This is a genomic window from Bacillus sp. D386, from assembly GCF_006346415.1.
The window spans coordinates 260,604-275,605 of record NZ_VEMV01000005.1 but is presented as its reverse complement, the minus strand read 5'-3'; the positions used below and the strand labels follow the sequence as shown (position 1 = coordinate 275,605).

The following is a 15,002-nucleotide window of genomic DNA, read 5'->3' as shown; positions in this document are numbered from 1 at the left end:
AGTGGATTGTTTTTTTCTTCCTTAAAGGTCAAGTCATTTTTATATCAAGATCATTGGCATTTAATATACTCCCTTGACGAATAGAGAAGGCTTATGTATTCTGAGTTGGAAGATATATCCTCCTTGTGGTCGATTGGAGGAATTTTTCTTCATATTTGATGTTAAAAACTAGTTGAAGGAGATTTTTTATGCAGAAGATTGAGAAAGTAAACCCTCTTATCATTATCAAATCTGTATACAACTCACTTACGAAAACAGAGCAAAAGGTTGCCGATTATATTATGGGCAATCATGAGGAAGCTGTATATTCCTCTGTAACTGATTTAGCTGAAATGGTTGGAGTTGGCGAAACTACCGTTTTGCGATTTTGCAGAAAATTAGGATATAGGGGTTTTCAAGAATTTAAACTTTCCGTTGCGCAAAATCTGATGGAAGTTGACGAACATGTTTATGGGAAAATCGATGAACGGGATTCTGTAGAGGTAATTGCAAAAAAGATAGCTAATCAAAATGTAAGTGCTTTAAATGATACTGTGGCTTTACTCAAGGATAGCACGCTGCAGTCTGCGATAGAAAAGATAAACAAAGCCAGGAAGATTTATTTCTTTGGTGTGGGATCATCTGGATTTACGGCATTGGAAGGAAAACATAGATTAATGAGGCTAGGCTATAATACTGAACATGTCTCCGATTCACATTTTATGTCCATGACCGCCTCTTTATTGGGTAAGGAAGATTTAATTATTGCGATATCTTCATCTGGCAGCACAAAGGACGTTGTGGATGCTGTCAAAATCGCGAAGGAAAACAGTGCTTTTGTTATTTGTATTACAAATCAAGCGAGATCACCAATTACAAAATATGCAGATTTAATTCTTCTGGCAGCAAATAAAGAATCTCCATTTGAAGGCGGAATCTTCTCTTCTAAGATTGCTCAGCTGTTACTGTTGGATATTCTGGCAACGAAAGCTGCTCTTAATAATAGAGAACAAGCATCCAAAGCAATAAAAAATACAGCAGAAGCGGTTCTTGATAAATTGTACTAACAAAACTAATTGAAAAAAGGTGGAAATCATGGTTTCTTCAAGTAATAAATTATTTGAAGTGCTTGAATATATTTTTGATTTGGTTCTTTTAAACTTTTTATTCATCTTGTGCTCACTTCCTGTCGTCACTGCTTATCCCGCTTTTGTGGCATTAGTAGAAACTATTAAAACTCTGTCAGAAGAAGAATCAGCCCCAGCTTGGAAACAATTTTTCAAGCTCTTTTATGACTATCTTAAAAAAGGAATGAAAGTATGGGTGGTTCTTCTTTTTGCTACAATCGTTATAGCTGGAGACATTATCGCTGTGTTTTATTTGCCCAATGCATTACAGAATTTACTGCTTCCCTTTACTGTAATCATGCCTCTTCTATTGTTTGGGATATTTACTAATCTTATAAAACTATTTATTTTGGGTGAACATCGTATTAAACCGTTATTTATTAATAGTTTTTTTCTGCTTCTTAGACATCCCCTAAAGCCCATACTAGTCATTTTAATCAGTGCTATTTATCTGATTTTATCAGTCTATTTAAGGTTTATTCCATTTATTATTGCTTTTAGCCTTCTTGCATTCACCTGTTATTTTTTACTGTTCACAAGGAATTCTGAAGTGAATAATAATTAGATTAGTTTGAAAAATGGATATTTTTTCACTTTTCTGAAAAAAGGTGGATTTAATCTCCATAAAATGGTACTCTCATGTTATAAAGCTTAGTTTCAATTTCGGTGAGGTGTACAAAAAAACATTTACTGCTAGAAATCGAAATACCGAAAAATCAATCAGGGGGTGTAAGGAATGGGTAGTTTTAAAAAAGTATTTTCAGTAGCTATGTCGTTATTGCTAGTTTTCGGAGTTTTAGCTGCATGTAACTCCGAAGAGTCTGGAACAAAGGATTCAGGTTCAGGTAAAGACGGAAAAGCAACGGTTGAATTTTGGACAATTGCGCTTCAACCAACCTTTAATGATTATTTCAATGACCTTATTGCAAAGTACGAGGAAGAGAATCCAAATGTAAAAGTCGACTGGAAGGATTTCCCGTATGATGCGATTCAAAACAAGCTAATGACAAGTATTGCAAGTAAAAAAACACCTGACGTTGTTAACTTAAATACCATTTTAGCAAACCAAATGGCTTCAAAAGGTGCTTTGGTTGATTTCAATAAAGAACTAACGGATGAGCAAAGATCGATCTATTTTGAAGGAATCTATCAATCTACTGAACAGGGCGACGGTACATATGCGCTTCCTTGGTATACAGGTATTCCAGTCCTGTTTATCAATAAGAACTTGGTCGAAAAAGCAGGCCTTGATATCAACAATCCTCCACAAACCAAAGAAGAGCTAGTGGCCTGGGGAAAACAAATAAAAGAGAAAACAGACTCTTTTGGCTACGTATTCTCTATGGAAACCCGTTCCATTCTTGAAGAAGGATTTAAAATTGTCGAGAATGATAAAGCAATATTCAATAACCCCGAAGTAAAAGAGTATATCCAGGGAAATGTTGATTTGATTAAAGATGGAGTAATCCCGGCTGACGTACCGACCTTTGCCAAGCAGATTGAGCTTTTTGGCAGTGAACAGGTAGCAATGATTATCTCTAGCTCTTCGTTTATCAACCAATTAAAAACGGCTTCACAGGATGTCTATCAAAATACAATTGCCGTTCCTTCCCCAACAGGAAAAGCGGGGATCCGTTTCACCAATACGATGAATCTAGTGGTTCCAAAGGATTCAAAGAATGTAGAGGCTGCCACTAAGTTCGCGCATTATCTGTCAAACGATGAAAATCAATTGGCCTTCTCAAAAGCGGCAAACACTCTCCCTTCTACAAAGGCTGCTGCCAAGGATGAATTCTTCTTTAAAAATGATGGAACATTAGAAAGCCAAGCGCTATCTGCTTCTGTTGAAAGCCTTGAAAGTGCAACAGACTTTTATCTTGGCATTGAAGCCGCTGGCGATGTGGACAGTGCGATAAGTAAGCATCTGCAGAACATCTACATCAATGGGGAGGACCTTGATGCCGAGATTGAAGCGGCTGAGAAGGAAGTCAATGATATTTTAGCTGATAAATAGATGAAAATTGAATGGGCAGATGAATTTCTGCCCATTTTCGATTAGGAGGAATAACTCTATGGGGAAGAAGAGGACTGTCGGTTTAAGCAGATTTACCGAGGCTCAAACAGCATGGCTTTTTATGGCGCCAGGGTTACTTTTGCTTGCTATATTCACCTTTTGGCCGATTATTTACAGTTTTCCTTTGGCATTTACCAACTACTCGGTTATTGGTGAAACGGCATTTGTTGGGCTTGATAATTTTAAAAAGGCATTTACAGATGTGAATTTCATTGCATCGATCAAAAACTCGCTTCTTTACATGATTATTGTGCCATTTATCCAAATCATCTCAATCCTGATGGCTATTCTTGTGAATCGAAATATCGCGGGGATTAAGTTTTTCAGGACCGCCTTCTATATTCCTGTGGTTACCTCCATGGTTGCTGTCGCGATTATCTGGGGCTGGCTGATGAGCTCAAACGGAGTTCTTAACTATCTTTTAATGTCAGTTGGGATTTTGGATGAAAAGTTGAATTGGCTCTCTGATAAGGATACAGCACTCTGGTCGTTAATGTTTATTACCTTATGGAAGGGCTTAGGGTATTATATGATGATTTATCTTGCTGGCCTGCAAGCTGTTCCAACAGATTGTATCGAGGCGGCAAAGATTGATGGTGCCAGTAATTTCCAGATTATGAGAAAAATCACAATCCCTTTGTTAAAGCCATATGTGTTCTTCTGCACGTTAATTTCCTTAATGGGAGCCATTCGGGTATTCGATGAGGTGTTCGTCTTAACGTCTGGCGGGCCAGGAAACGTAACTTTAACGAGCAGTGTGTATATTTACCAACAAAGTTTTGAAAAATTCGAATTTGGATATTCATCCGCATTGGGGTTATTGGTTAGCTTCATTATTATGTTCCTCAGTGTGTTCATCTTCATGTTTAACAAGAAGGGTGGTGTAAATCCATATTAATTATGGATGCCCCTATGAAAAAGAAGAAATCATTCAAGAAAATGATTAATAGAATTTTTATTTATGCGTTACTCATTCTACTTGCCCTATTTATGATGGGACCATTTCTATGGCTGTTAAGTGTATCCCTAATGCCTGGAAAGAACGTTTTTTCATTTCCGCCTGCAATCCTGCCAACCTTTATTGATTTTAAGAATTATATCGAAGTATGGCAGTACATGGACTTCCTTAAATATATTTGGAATACGGTGATTATCACTTTCTTTGGTGTTACATTGAGCATTTTATTTAGTGCATTAACCGCGTATCCGTTGGCCGTGTTTAACTTTAAAGGAAGAAATTTAATATTCCTGCTGCTCGTTTCGACGATGATTATTCCCGCAGCCGCAGGACTTGTAGTTAACTACCTGACAATTAATATGTTCGGCTTAGTCAATACCTTTACCGGTGTTCTCCTTCCGACGCTTGTTTCCGTGTTCAATGTCTTCTTATTCAGACAAGCCTTCATGGGAATTCCATTGGATATAAGGGACTCAGGGAAAATGGATGGCGCCTCGGAATTTCGGATTTGGGGCCAATTAATGATGCCGATGATCAAACCGTCTGTCGCGGTGGTTGGATTATTTGAGTTTATGGCGAACTGGAATATTTTCCTCTGGCCGATCATTGTGTTAGAAACAAATAAATATCCGTTAGCCGCTGCGCTTAGCTTTTTGAAGGGCCAGTTTTCGTATAACTTTGGGTGGATTGCCGCTGGGACAATCATCTCCGTATTGCCGATTATCGTGGTCTTCATATTTACGCAAAAGTATTATATGGAAGGAATCTCAGGCGCAGTAAAAGGATAATTCATCCGAAATAATGAGTGCTAAAAAAGGAGATTTACATGAATAAAATTGTTTATATCCCATTAGATGAACGGCCATGTAATTATTCTTTTCCAAGCCTTTTAACAGAACAAACAGATGTCAATATAGTAAAACCCAGTTCAAGTATGATGGGGGATAAAAAGGTTCCGGGAAACACGGAGAAGATCTGGGAATGGCTGTTTGAAGAAGCAAGGGATGCAGATGGTCTCATTCTTTCATTAGATACATTGTTGTATGGCGGAATCATTCCTTCTCGCCTGCACCAGCTAACATTGGATGAGATCAGAACTTCACTCTTAAGACTGGGCCGCCTGAAAGAAATCAATCCGGATGTAAAACTATACGCATTCAATTTGATTATGAGATGTCCTAAATATTCAAGCAGTGATGAGGAACCGGACTATTATGCAGATTGGGGGAGTGAAATCTTCCAGTATGGAAGACTGCAACACCTGATTTCTGCCAATCTTGCATCTGAAGAAGACCAACAACAATATGAAAACCTTAGGTTGCAGCTGCCACAAGAGGTAGTGGATGACTATTTAACTCGAAGAAAAATCAATGTTGAGGTAAATAAGCTCGTCCTTGGCTATGTGAATAATGGAATTATAGATTTCTTGGTTATTCCTCAGGACGATTCCGCGCCTTACGGATGGACGGCCCTTGACCAACAGGTGGTTAGAGGAGCAATCGCCTCGCATCATCTTGAACTAGATGTGTATATGTATCCAGGTGCAGATGAAGTTGGATGTACATTGCTGGCAAGAATGCTTAATAGCTTTAAAAAGAAAAGACCAATTGTATATCCAGTTTTCTCAAGTATACAAGGTCCGTCTGTTATACCGTTATATGAAGATCGCCCTTTAATGGAAACTCTCAAATATCAAATTTTAGCAGCCGGTGGACTGCTAACTTCCGATAGTACATTAGCAGATTTTGTATTATTTGTTAATACACCAGTAGAGCCGATGATGGAAGCTGCCTACCAGGACAATCTTAGTACAAAATATCAGGTGAATCGAAATTTAATCGATTTTGTCGAGCAGCTTGAGTATACAGTGAATGAAAGAAATATCCAGTGTGTGGTGGCTGATGTTGCATTTGCGAACGGTGCCGACTTAGGGCTGCTAACGTTATTAAAAAGAAAGAAGCTTCTTTTTAAATTAGCTGGTTACGCTGGTTGGAATACAAGTTCTAATACGTTGGGAACATGCATCACACAGGGAATGCTTCACACTATATATGGCAGTTCGCAAACTCATTGTAACTTTCTTGCATTACGGTATGTCGAGGATGCGGGCTATTGCAGCATCGTCAGAAAAAATATCACGGCTAATCATTTGCCTGGATTAGGATTAAATTATTTCCTCGTTGACGGAAAAAAAGGAAAGGTTACTGATCTAGTTCAGGAGCAATTAATGAAGTTCATTGGCGAATATCTTAGCGATGAGGAAAACGATTTACATATTCAAGATTGCTACATGCCATGGAGCCGTATGTTTGAAGTCGGTCTGGTTGTTAAACATATACCGAAAATGAAAAACTAGTATTTTACTAAAATGGTTGGGAATAAAGGGGCTGCTACGATGAAGAAAGAATTTGCTGATGTAGTGGTAATAGGTGGAGGTTTAGGTGGCTGCATGGCCGCATTGGCTGTTGCTAAAATGGGTTTAAAGGTCATTATGACGGAAGAAACAGATTGGTTGGGTGGACAGCTTACAAGTCAGGCAGTACCTCCTGATGAACATAAGTGGATTGAGATATATGGTTGTACTGCTACGTATCGTGAATTTAGAGATCGAGTTCGCCAATATTATCGTGATAATTATCAGCTTACGAAGGAAGCAAAGGAAAATGACACATTGAACCCTGGAAATGGATGGGTAAGCCGGTTGGCACATGAACCTAAAGTTGCCTTAAAGGTAATTGGTGATATGCTTGCTCCATACATGAACAGTGGGAAAATAAAAGTCCTTTACAACTATAAGCCGCAAGAAGCGATAACAGAAGATGATGTCGTAAAATCCGTTACAGTGACTCACATCCGGAAAGCACAAAAAATTGAATTGATTGGCCAATACTTTATAGATGCAACAGAATGTGGGGATGTTCTGCCAATTGCCGGGGTTGACTATGTATCAGGCGCGGAATCAAGAAAAGATACAGGCGAACCTCATGCACTGGAGGAAGCAAATCCAATCGATATGCAATCGTTTACCTATGTGTTTGCGGTTGATTATGTGGAGGATGGGAATTTTATCATAGATAAACCTGAGCAGTATGAGTTTTGGCGTGAATATATGCCGAGCTTTTCACATTTCCCCCTTTTCAGCTGGTATGCGACAGATGCAGATGATACATCAAAGCTAAAACAATTTACGTTATTCCCTAATAAGGAAGGAATTCCTTCCTTATTTACTTATCGAAGAATACTTGATACAGAAAACTTGGACGGGGATTTATACGAAGGTGATATTTCTCTGATCAATTGGGCGCAAAATGACTACTTCCTAGGACCGATTTATGAAGTAACAGAAGAAGAAGCTGAAAAAAACTTATTTAACGCCAAACAGCAAAGCTTATCCCTCCTGTACTGGCTTCAAACTGAAGCACCAAGAATTGACGGTGGAAAAGGCTACCCTGGCTTAAGGCTGCGTAAGGATGTATTGGATACAGAGGATGGCCTTGCAAAATATCCATATATTCGTGAATCAAGAAGAATCAAAGCGGTTTACACCATTACCGAACAGGATGTTAGTAAAGAAATAAGAGGGGATCAAGGAATATGCAGGTATTTTGATAGTGTGGGTGTTGGAAGCTATCACTTAGATTTGCATCATACAACGGTATCAAACCGAAGTTTCTATATTCCAAATTTACCTTATGAAATTCCCCTTGGAGCTCTAATACCAGTGCGAGTGAAAAATCTGATTCCAGCATGTAAAAACATTGGAACGACTCAAATTACAAATGGCTGCTACAGACTTCATCCGACGGAATGGAATATTGGCGAATCAGCGGGTTATTTAGTGGCTTATTCGTTGCTAAACAATGTTACCCCTTACCAGGTTAGACAAGAAGAAGTGCATCTGAAGAACTATCGAAATATTTTGATAAATCAAGGAGTTCAGATTCATTGGCCAGACGATATTGATCTATAAGGAAGGGTGGGGAAAATGGACCAATCAAACATATTATGGGTGGATTTTTTAGCAAATGGTACTCGATTATTAGATCCAGAAAAAACGAAAGAGCTCATTCAACATGCACTGAACTGTAAGGTCACACATCTTGTCATTGATGCGAAAATTCCATATGGATTTACAACCTATCCTAGTGAGTATGCATATCATGTTAGTGAATTGAAGGACGAACAGTACCATGATTGGAAGGGCCGGGATTTTCTTCAAGAAATGATTGATCATGCAAAAAACTCTGGTCTCAAGATTATCGCAAATGTCGATGTGTTCGCAGAAGGAAATGGTATAGACAAAGAAGGAATGGTATATGCTCAGCCTGAGTGGCAGGTTGTTCATTATAACGAAGCATTTTCATCCATGCCGACAGCTGCGGAAAATCACAATGATCCAACGGTGTTTGTTAATCCGATTCATCCAGAAGTAGAGGCCTATGAACTAAATATCATTCAAGAAATTGTTCGAAACTATGAAATAGATGGTGTTGTTTTAGACAGATGTCGATATCCGAACGTTTATGGTGATTTTAGCAAGTTAAGTAAACAAAGATTTGAAGCTTTTATAGGCAAGGAAGTAAAAAAATGGCCAGCGGATATTCTGATTGTTGAAGATAAGAAACCTATGTTTGGTCCTCTTTTTCCAAAATGGGCTGAATTCCGTGCTAAAAACATTAAAAACTTTGTTCAAAAAGCTAAAAATGTCGTCAAAACAAGAAATCCGGATTTCATTTTCTCAATATATGTTGGTTCATGGTATCCACTGTACTATAACGAAGGCGTCAATTGGGGAAGTGAAAGCTATCGCCCTTCCTTAGAATGGGCTTCTGAGACGTATCATACATCCGGATATGCAGAAGAATTTGATTTTATCATGACAGGCTGCTATTACTCAGATGTAACGATTAAGGAAGCGCAAAGCAATGGGAGACCTGCAAGTTGGTATAGCGTTGAAGGTGCGATTGAGATGAGTGAAGAAGCAATTAATGGAAAAACTCCTGTGATTGCTAGTTTATTCTTGAAGGATTATACCAATGATGTTGAACAATTTAAAAAAGCTGTGCAGCTTTGCAAGGAACGGACAAATGGAGTTATGCTGTTTGACACAGTTTATTTAGAGGATTATCAGTGGTGGAACGAACTGGAAGAAATACTATAGCAGGGATTTTCTCTGACTGAAATACATCTCCGGTGGAGGCTTGTGAGATCTTCAAGAAGGATTTTCACACAAACTTGATATGAACCTTTGTGCCAATCTACCAGGACCAATTGATTGAATCATAGATTAATAAGTAACTGGAGTGGAGTGTATAAGATGGATGATAAACAAGTGTTTTTTGACAAAATTTACAAAAAGTTAGTCGTGTCATGCCAAGCACTGCCTGATGAGCCCCTGCATAGCTCCTATATTATGAGTAAGATGGCGGAGGCTGCAACCAGAGCAGGTGCAAGCGGCATACGGGCTAACAGTGTAGAAGATATCCATGAAATAAAAAAAGTAACCTACTTGCCAATTATCGGTATTATCAAACGGGATTATGAAAATACTGATGTTTTTATCACTCCAACAATGAGGGAAATTGATCTTCTTGTAAATGAAGGGGTAGATATGATCGCATTGGATGCCACTAACCGAGTACGGCCGGATGGTCATACAATTACTGAGATTTTTCCTGAGATCAGAGAAAAATATCCACAACAATTATTTATGGCGGACTGTTCGACTCTAGAAGAGGGAATTCAGGCGGAAAAATTGGGATTTGATGCTGCAGGAACGACATTATGCGGCTATACAGAATATACAAAAGAGGTAAAATTACCAAATATAGATTTGATTAAGCAATTTGTCAATCATTTAAGGATACCGGTAATAGCCGAGGGTGGCATCTCTTCACCTGAAGAATTAAAGGAAGTTTTGGCAACAGGAGTTCACTCGGCTGTAGTAGGGTCCGCAATCACACGCCCGCAAGTAATTACAAAACGGTTTGTACAAGTTCTTCCAGAAGTGAATCATAAGAAGGTAAAAGAGTTATGAAAATATTTGCTGCTGATATTGGTGGGACATCTATAAAAGTTTGCTTAACCGATAAGTATGGAAAGATGGAGCTCTTTAAAGAGGTTCCAACGGAAAGTATAAAAGGTGGGCAATCTATTATTCAAAGGTTGGAGAAAATAATCGATCAGTACCACGATATAGATGCGATCAGTATTAGCACTGCTGGTCAAGTGAATTGTGAGGAAGGCTATATTATTTACGCGAATGACAATCTGCCCAACTATACCGGTACAAGAATTAAGGATTTTCTAGAATCAAAGTTCCATGTTCCCGTCAAGGTTGAAAACGACGTAAATGCAGCTGCTCTTGGTGAAAACTATTATGGAGTAGGTAGGAACTATCGGGATTTTATTTTTTTGACCTTTGGTACAGGTATTGGCGGAGCGATTGTAATTGATTCAAAACTGTATCGTGGTTTCACTGGTATAGCAGGAGAATTCGGACATATGAATCTCTACCCAAATGGTGTTCGTTGCGGCTGTGGGAAACAGGGATGTTATGAACAATATGGTTCGACAAAAGCCCTTATTAGGCTGGCGCAAACTGTAAATTCCGACTGCACTAACGGCAGGCAGCTTTTTGAAATGATACAAAGCGGGTGCAAGGAGCTGTTTGAAGTATTTGATCATTGGACAAATGAAGTTGCACGCGGTATTGCCAGTCTAATTCATATCTTCAACCCCACCTGTGTCGTTTTAGGTGGTGGAATCATGGAACAAGATCTGTCTATCAAACTTGTTTCTGAAAAGGTTCATCAGCACATTATGGATAGCTATTCAGATGTAAAAATAGTGAAATCTGAATTCGGTAATAAAGCTGGCTTGTATGGGGCGATTTCGTTGCACAAATTTAGCTGAAAAGGGGCTAAATACATTGAATACATGTAATCGTAAATTTTATAGTTCGTTTTTACAAAAAAGCCTAGATTACAAGATTATAAAATGTAATCAGCAAATTGAAGATGCTTATTTATTATATGTCCAGGATGGTAAGGACTATTTAGAGCTGGGAGGACTGGAAAAAGCAATTTTGGATATAGTTCTTGCAAACCCTGAACTGGCCAGCCATCTCATTTTCGTTCTTATTCATCCTGGAGATTCGGCCGAAAGGTGGAATTCATTCACCCGAACTGGCTCTTCATTTTATAATTACGTGCATTTTATGAATATAGAATTTATTCCCGAAATTGAAAGTAACCTTGGGATTGAAAGTATTTCAAAACGAGGTCTTCTCGGAGACTCTTTAGCAGGGAACATTAGCCTGAATATTGCATTAGAAAAGCCCGGATTGTGGACGCATTTATTGCTTCAGTCTCCGGCTATTTCTGATGGAGATATAAGACAGCTGGAGAATGTAAAATTAACTGGATGGAATGTATATCAAACTGTCGGGGTGTATGAAAATGAGTTCATATCCTCAGTCTCTAAAGAAAAAATATATTTTCTAAAGAGGAATCGGGAACTGTATCAAAGTTTTCTTTTAAGTCATGTAAATGTGGATTATAGAGAATCTGAGGACGAGCATCTTTGGGAGGTTTGGGCAAGGGATTTACCAGCCGCATTACAATTTTTCGTAAAGGGAGTACAAACATGAAGATACATTTTACAGGCGAGCTTACAGAGGTGTTAGAGGGAGTTAAGCTCCTTAGTGCTGATTTGGGAATAAAAAGTACTGACGATGGGTATCCAATTGAAGTGATAAACCGTCAAGGACCTTTGGAGGTACGTAATAAAAATGGCAAGGCGCAAATCCTTTTTCATAAAAGAATTCATTTTTTTAGAGGATTAGGGTTATGGCTACAGCATATTAACCAAGACAAGGAATTCCATATTACTGAAGAGCCTCAATTTGAAACAAGTGGTGCCATGATTGATGTGTCCAGAAATGCGGTACTAACTGTTGATGGTATTAAAATGCTATTGCGCCAAATGGCTGTAATGGGCTTGAATATGGTAATGGTGTATACAGAGGATACCTATGAGGTTGCCGAAACTCCTTATTTTGGATATATGCGCGGGAAATATACGGATGATGAAATTCGAGAATGTGACAATTATGCTTTCCATTTGGGAATTGAAATGATCCCGTGTATTCAAACATTGGCTCATTTAAAGGAAGCATTAAAATGGGGATATGCGAATGAGATAAAGGATACGGAAGACATTTTGCTTGTTGGCGAACCGAAAACATATGAATTTTTAAAAAGATTGATTCGGGCAGCATCGAGGCCTTATCGTACGAAAAAGATTCATATCGGAATGGATGAAGCGCTTCAGCTAGGCCGTGGAAAGTACATTGAAAAAAACGGGTATCGAAATCGATATAAAATAATGAATGAGCATCTTCAGGAAGTTGTTTCAATCACGGAGGAATACGGGTTGCAGCCAATGATTTGGAGTGATATGTATTTTCGATTGGCTTCTAAAGAGGGAAATTATTATGACTTTGATTCAACGCTACTTGAAGAAGTAAAACAATCAATTCCGAATGTGAAGATGGTGTATTGGGACTATTATCACGAGGAAGAAAGTTTTTATGAGGGTATGCTAAACACTCATAAACAAATTGTCCCTGACCCAATCTTTGCCGGCGGGTTATGGACATGGAATGGGATCTCTCCGAATTATGCAAGGGCTTTTAGGAACACGGAGGCCGCTTTAAATGCATGCAAAAAAACAGGCATTAAAGAGGTCTTTGCAACAATGTGGGGGGATAATGGAGCGGAAACTCCAATTCAAACCGTACTTCCCGGACTGCAGTTATTTGCTGAATATGCCTATCATCAAGATGTGAGCAGAGAGCATTTGGAGGAACGGTTTTACTACTGTACAGGCTGCAAGCTAGATGATTTTTATATATTGAATCAATTTGATGAAATTCCAGGAGTAACACAGGATAATTTATATTCCTCAAACCCCTCCAAATTTTTACTTTGGCAGGATATATTAGTTGGACTATTCGATGAAAATATAAAGGGATTTCCGATTGCAACTCATTACAGTGGTTTAGTGGAGAAGCTGCGGGTGGCCAAGGCGCGCAATCAGGGCATGGAATTGTTGTTTTGCTTTTATGAGCAGCTAGCAAGGGTGTTAAGTGTGAAAGCGGAACTAGGAATTGAATTAAAGCTTGCCTATGACAAGGTTGACAAACCCAAAATAAAGGTGTGTCAAGAGAAGCTGGAAATTCTTAAGGCAGAGGTTGATACGTTAAGAAAGAAACATAGAGATGTATGGTTTTCTGTTAATAAAGCTTTTGGGTGGGAAGTTTTGGATATTAGATATGGAGGATTATTAGCGCGACTTGAAACAGCGCAATATCGACTAGATGAATGGTTAAATAACAAAGTTCCGAAATTAGAAGAGCTGGAGGAAGATCGGCTTAGATACGATGGTCCAGAACAATTTCCAGAGAATGTAACATTGGGCAGAGGGGAGACGTACCATCGGATTGTGACAGCTAGTAATTTATAGTGGCCGACAAATGAAAAGGGTGAACTAATAGGCCAAAGCCATGGTGCCAGAAACTTCAATGACAGATTAAGCTTCATGATTCATTAATTTTAAAATTGAGTGGAAAATGAGGTTGAACAAATGGAAAGTATTAATGAAAAAAACTCCGCTCAGATGAAAGTCGGCTGGGAGCTCAAAAAGGAGCAAGAGGAGATACGATGGCACAACCCAAAAGAAGAGCCATTTCGCATAAGTGGTTTTGCGTGGTTTAACAAGGAAGGCCGGTATCGGCGGCTTCCGGCTCAACCTGATTATGAGATACCCGAGCGCGTAGATGAATTGGCGAATCATACATCCGGAGGACAAATTAGCTTTCGGACAAATGCCTCCAGGCTTGAAATAAAAGTAAAACTGACTGCTGCTGCAGATATGGGTCATATGACTGCTCTTGGCCAATGCGGCTTTGATATATACGTGGGAGAGCCGGGGCAGAAAAGCTATTATGCGTCTGCGATTCCCTCTCTTCTTGATCAATCTTTTGAGAGAACTATTTGGGATTTTTACAGTAATGGACAACATAGCAAGGAGCAATCAAGAGAAGTAACATTGAATTTCCCTTTGTATCAGGGGGTAGAAGAGGTTTTTATAGGAACAAATCTTAGTGCAATCATTGAACCGCCTACTCCGTATGTTTCAGATAATCGCGTGTTGTTTTATGGTACTTCCATTACTCAGGGTGCCTGTGCAAGCAGGCCAGGTATGTCATACACAAATATCCTGAGCAGAAGGTTTCATTTAGAATTTATTAATCTAGGATTCTCCGGAAGTGGCAGAGGTGAACAAGGGGTAGCATTAACCATCAGAGAAATCGAGCGTCCAGCCTGCTTTGTCCTTGATTATGAGGCGAATGTCTCATTTATGGAATATAAAGCTACACTAATTCCCTTTATCGAATCCTACAGGGAATATCATCCAGATGTCCCTATTATCATAATCTCTAGAATTCCTTTTGTACAAGATAAGTTGATAGGTGAATATGAGGATTTTCAAGCGCGTAGAAAATACTCGAAATCAACTGTGGTGCAGTTAAGACAACAGGGGGATACACAGGTTTCATTTATAGATGGGGCTGCTTTGTTGGGTGAATATTGGCATGAATGCACAGTCGATGGAATCCATCCCAACGACTTGGGCTTTATGGAAATGGCCAATCGGATCGAGAGTGCACTTACGCCATTAAGGAGCCTTAAAGCAGGGGATGATCTCTAAATTAAGGGGTTCTCATATTGAGTTTCAAACCAGTGAATTTGGACAGTTCGTTCCGGGCACAAAGAAATGTGAGGGATTATTTTGCATT

General features: G+C 39.0%; 13 protein-coding genes. All 13 read left to right on the top strand.

Going from position 1 to position 15,002, the window contains the following annotated elements; genetic code table 11:
* Positions 1 to 188 precede the first annotated feature (188 nt).
* The 13 genes from FHY45_RS16260 to FHY45_RS16200 all read left to right on the top strand — a co-directional run bounded on the left by FHY45_RS16260 (position 189) and on the right by FHY45_RS16200 (position 14,914).
* Positions 189 to 1,046 (top strand): MurR/RpiR family transcriptional regulator, encoded by an 858-nt coding sequence (locus tag FHY45_RS16260; protein WP_139892528.1) that lies wholly within the window; start codon positions 189 to 191, stop codon positions 1,044 to 1,046.
* 28 nt (positions 1,047 to 1,074) lie between these two features.
* The gene (locus FHY45_RS16255; RefSeq protein WP_139892526.1) at positions 1,075 to 1,671 is read left to right on the top strand and encodes a DUF624 domain-containing protein; all 597 of its coding nucleotides are present in this window, start codon (positions 1,075 to 1,077) and stop codon (positions 1,669 to 1,671) included.
* 171 nt (positions 1,672 to 1,842) lie between these two features.
* Positions 1,843 to 3,120 carry an ABC transporter substrate-binding protein gene (locus FHY45_RS16250; protein WP_139892524.1) on the top strand — a complete coding sequence of 426 codons (1,278 nt, stop codon included), beginning with the start codon at positions 1,843 to 1,845 and terminating at the stop codon, positions 3,118 to 3,120.
* Positions 3,121 to 3,178: 58 nt separating this feature from the next.
* Positions 3,179 to 4,078 (top strand): carbohydrate ABC transporter permease, encoded by a 900-nt coding sequence (locus FHY45_RS16245; RefSeq protein ID WP_139892522.1) that lies wholly within the window; start codon positions 3,179 to 3,181, stop codon positions 4,076 to 4,078.
* A 14-nt stretch (positions 4,079 to 4,092) separates the two neighbouring features.
* Positions 4,093 to 4,926 carry a carbohydrate ABC transporter permease gene (locus FHY45_RS16240; protein WP_257469160.1) on the top strand — a complete coding sequence of 278 codons (834 nt, stop codon included), beginning with the start codon at positions 4,093 to 4,095 and terminating at the stop codon, positions 4,924 to 4,926.
* 38 nt (positions 4,927 to 4,964) lie between these two features.
* Positions 4,965 to 6,494 (top strand): DUF4127 family protein, encoded by a 1,530-nt coding sequence (locus FHY45_RS16235; RefSeq protein WP_139892519.1) that lies wholly within the window; start codon positions 4,965 to 4,967, stop codon positions 6,492 to 6,494.
* 39 nt (positions 6,495 to 6,533) lie between these two features.
* Positions 6,534 to 8,108 carry an FAD-dependent oxidoreductase gene (locus tag FHY45_RS16230; protein ID WP_139892516.1) on the top strand — a complete coding sequence of 525 codons (1,575 nt, stop codon included), beginning with the start codon at positions 6,534 to 6,536 and terminating at the stop codon, positions 8,106 to 8,108.
* Positions 8,109 to 8,123: 15 nt separating this feature from the next.
* On the top strand, positions 8,124 to 9,299 hold the full coding sequence (locus FHY45_RS16225) for an alpha amylase family protein (RefSeq protein WP_139892514.1): 1,176 nt from the start codon (positions 8,124 to 8,126) through the stop codon (positions 9,297 to 9,299).
* A 156-nt stretch (positions 9,300 to 9,455) separates the two neighbouring features.
* Complete coding sequence (locus FHY45_RS16220; protein ID WP_139892513.1) at positions 9,456 to 10,175, top strand: N-acetylmannosamine-6-phosphate 2-epimerase; 720 nt, start codon at positions 9,456 to 9,458, stop codon at positions 10,173 to 10,175.
* Positions 10,172 to 11,053, top strand: coding sequence for an ROK family protein (locus FHY45_RS16215; RefSeq protein ID WP_139892510.1), 882 nt, complete (start codon positions 10,172 to 10,174; stop codon positions 11,051 to 11,053). The genes FHY45_RS16220 and FHY45_RS16215 overlap by 4 nt, the downstream gene beginning before the upstream one ends.
* A gap of 16 nt (positions 11,054 to 11,069) precedes the next feature.
* A complete protein-coding gene (locus FHY45_RS16210; protein WP_180350002.1) occupies positions 11,070 to 11,789 on the top strand; it encodes an alpha/beta hydrolase in 720 nt (239 codons plus the stop codon).
* Positions 11,786 to 13,666: a beta-N-acetylhexosaminidase gene (locus FHY45_RS16205; protein WP_139892507.1), complete on the top strand. Its 1,881-nt coding sequence runs from the start codon at positions 11,786 to 11,788 to the stop codon at positions 13,664 to 13,666. Before FHY45_RS16210 ends, FHY45_RS16205 begins: the two co-directional genes overlap by 4 nt.
* A 120-nt stretch (positions 13,667 to 13,786) precedes the next feature.
* A complete protein-coding gene (locus tag FHY45_RS16200) occupies positions 13,787 to 14,914 on the top strand; it encodes an SGNH/GDSL hydrolase family protein (RefSeq protein WP_257469159.1) in 1,128 nt (375 codons plus the stop codon).
* The last annotated feature ends 88 nt before the right edge of the window (positions 14,915 to 15,002 follow it).

Excerpts from the sequence above, each read along its gene's own strand:
- FHY45_RS16260 (WP_139892528.1), top strand. The coding sequence starts at position 189 with ATGCAGAAGATTGAGAAAGTAAACCCTCTTATCATTATCAAATCTGTA.
- FHY45_RS16255 (WP_139892526.1), top strand. The coding sequence starts at position 1,075 with ATGGTTTCTTCAAGTAATAAATTATTTGAAGTGCTTGAATATATTTTT.
- FHY45_RS16250 (WP_139892524.1), top strand. The coding sequence starts at position 1,843 with ATGGGTAGTTTTAAAAAAGTATTTTCAGTAGCTATGTCGTTATTGCTA.
- FHY45_RS16245 (WP_139892522.1), top strand. The coding sequence starts at position 3,179 with ATGGGGAAGAAGAGGACTGTCGGTTTAAGCAGATTTACCGAGGCTCAA.
- FHY45_RS16240 (WP_257469160.1), top strand. The coding sequence starts at position 4,093 with ATGAAAAAGAAGAAATCATTCAAGAAAATGATTAATAGAATTTTTATT.
- FHY45_RS16235 (WP_139892519.1), top strand. The coding sequence starts at position 4,965 with ATGAATAAAATTGTTTATATCCCATTAGATGAACGGCCATGTAATTAT.
- FHY45_RS16230 (WP_139892516.1), top strand. The coding sequence starts at position 6,534 with ATGAAGAAAGAATTTGCTGATGTAGTGGTAATAGGTGGAGGTTTAGGT.
- FHY45_RS16225 (WP_139892514.1), top strand. The coding sequence starts at position 8,124 with ATGGACCAATCAAACATATTATGGGTGGATTTTTTAGCAAATGGTACT.
- FHY45_RS16220 (WP_139892513.1), top strand. The coding sequence starts at position 9,456 with ATGGATGATAAACAAGTGTTTTTTGACAAAATTTACAAAAAGTTAGTC.
- FHY45_RS16215 (WP_139892510.1), top strand. The coding sequence starts at position 10,172 with ATGAAAATATTTGCTGCTGATATTGGTGGGACATCTATAAAAGTTTGC.
- FHY45_RS16205 (WP_139892507.1), top strand. The coding sequence starts at position 11,786 with ATGAAGATACATTTTACAGGCGAGCTTACAGAGGTGTTAGAGGGAGTT.
- FHY45_RS16200 (WP_257469159.1), top strand. The coding sequence starts at position 13,787 with ATGGAAAGTATTAATGAAAAAAACTCCGCTCAGATGAAAGTCGGCTGG.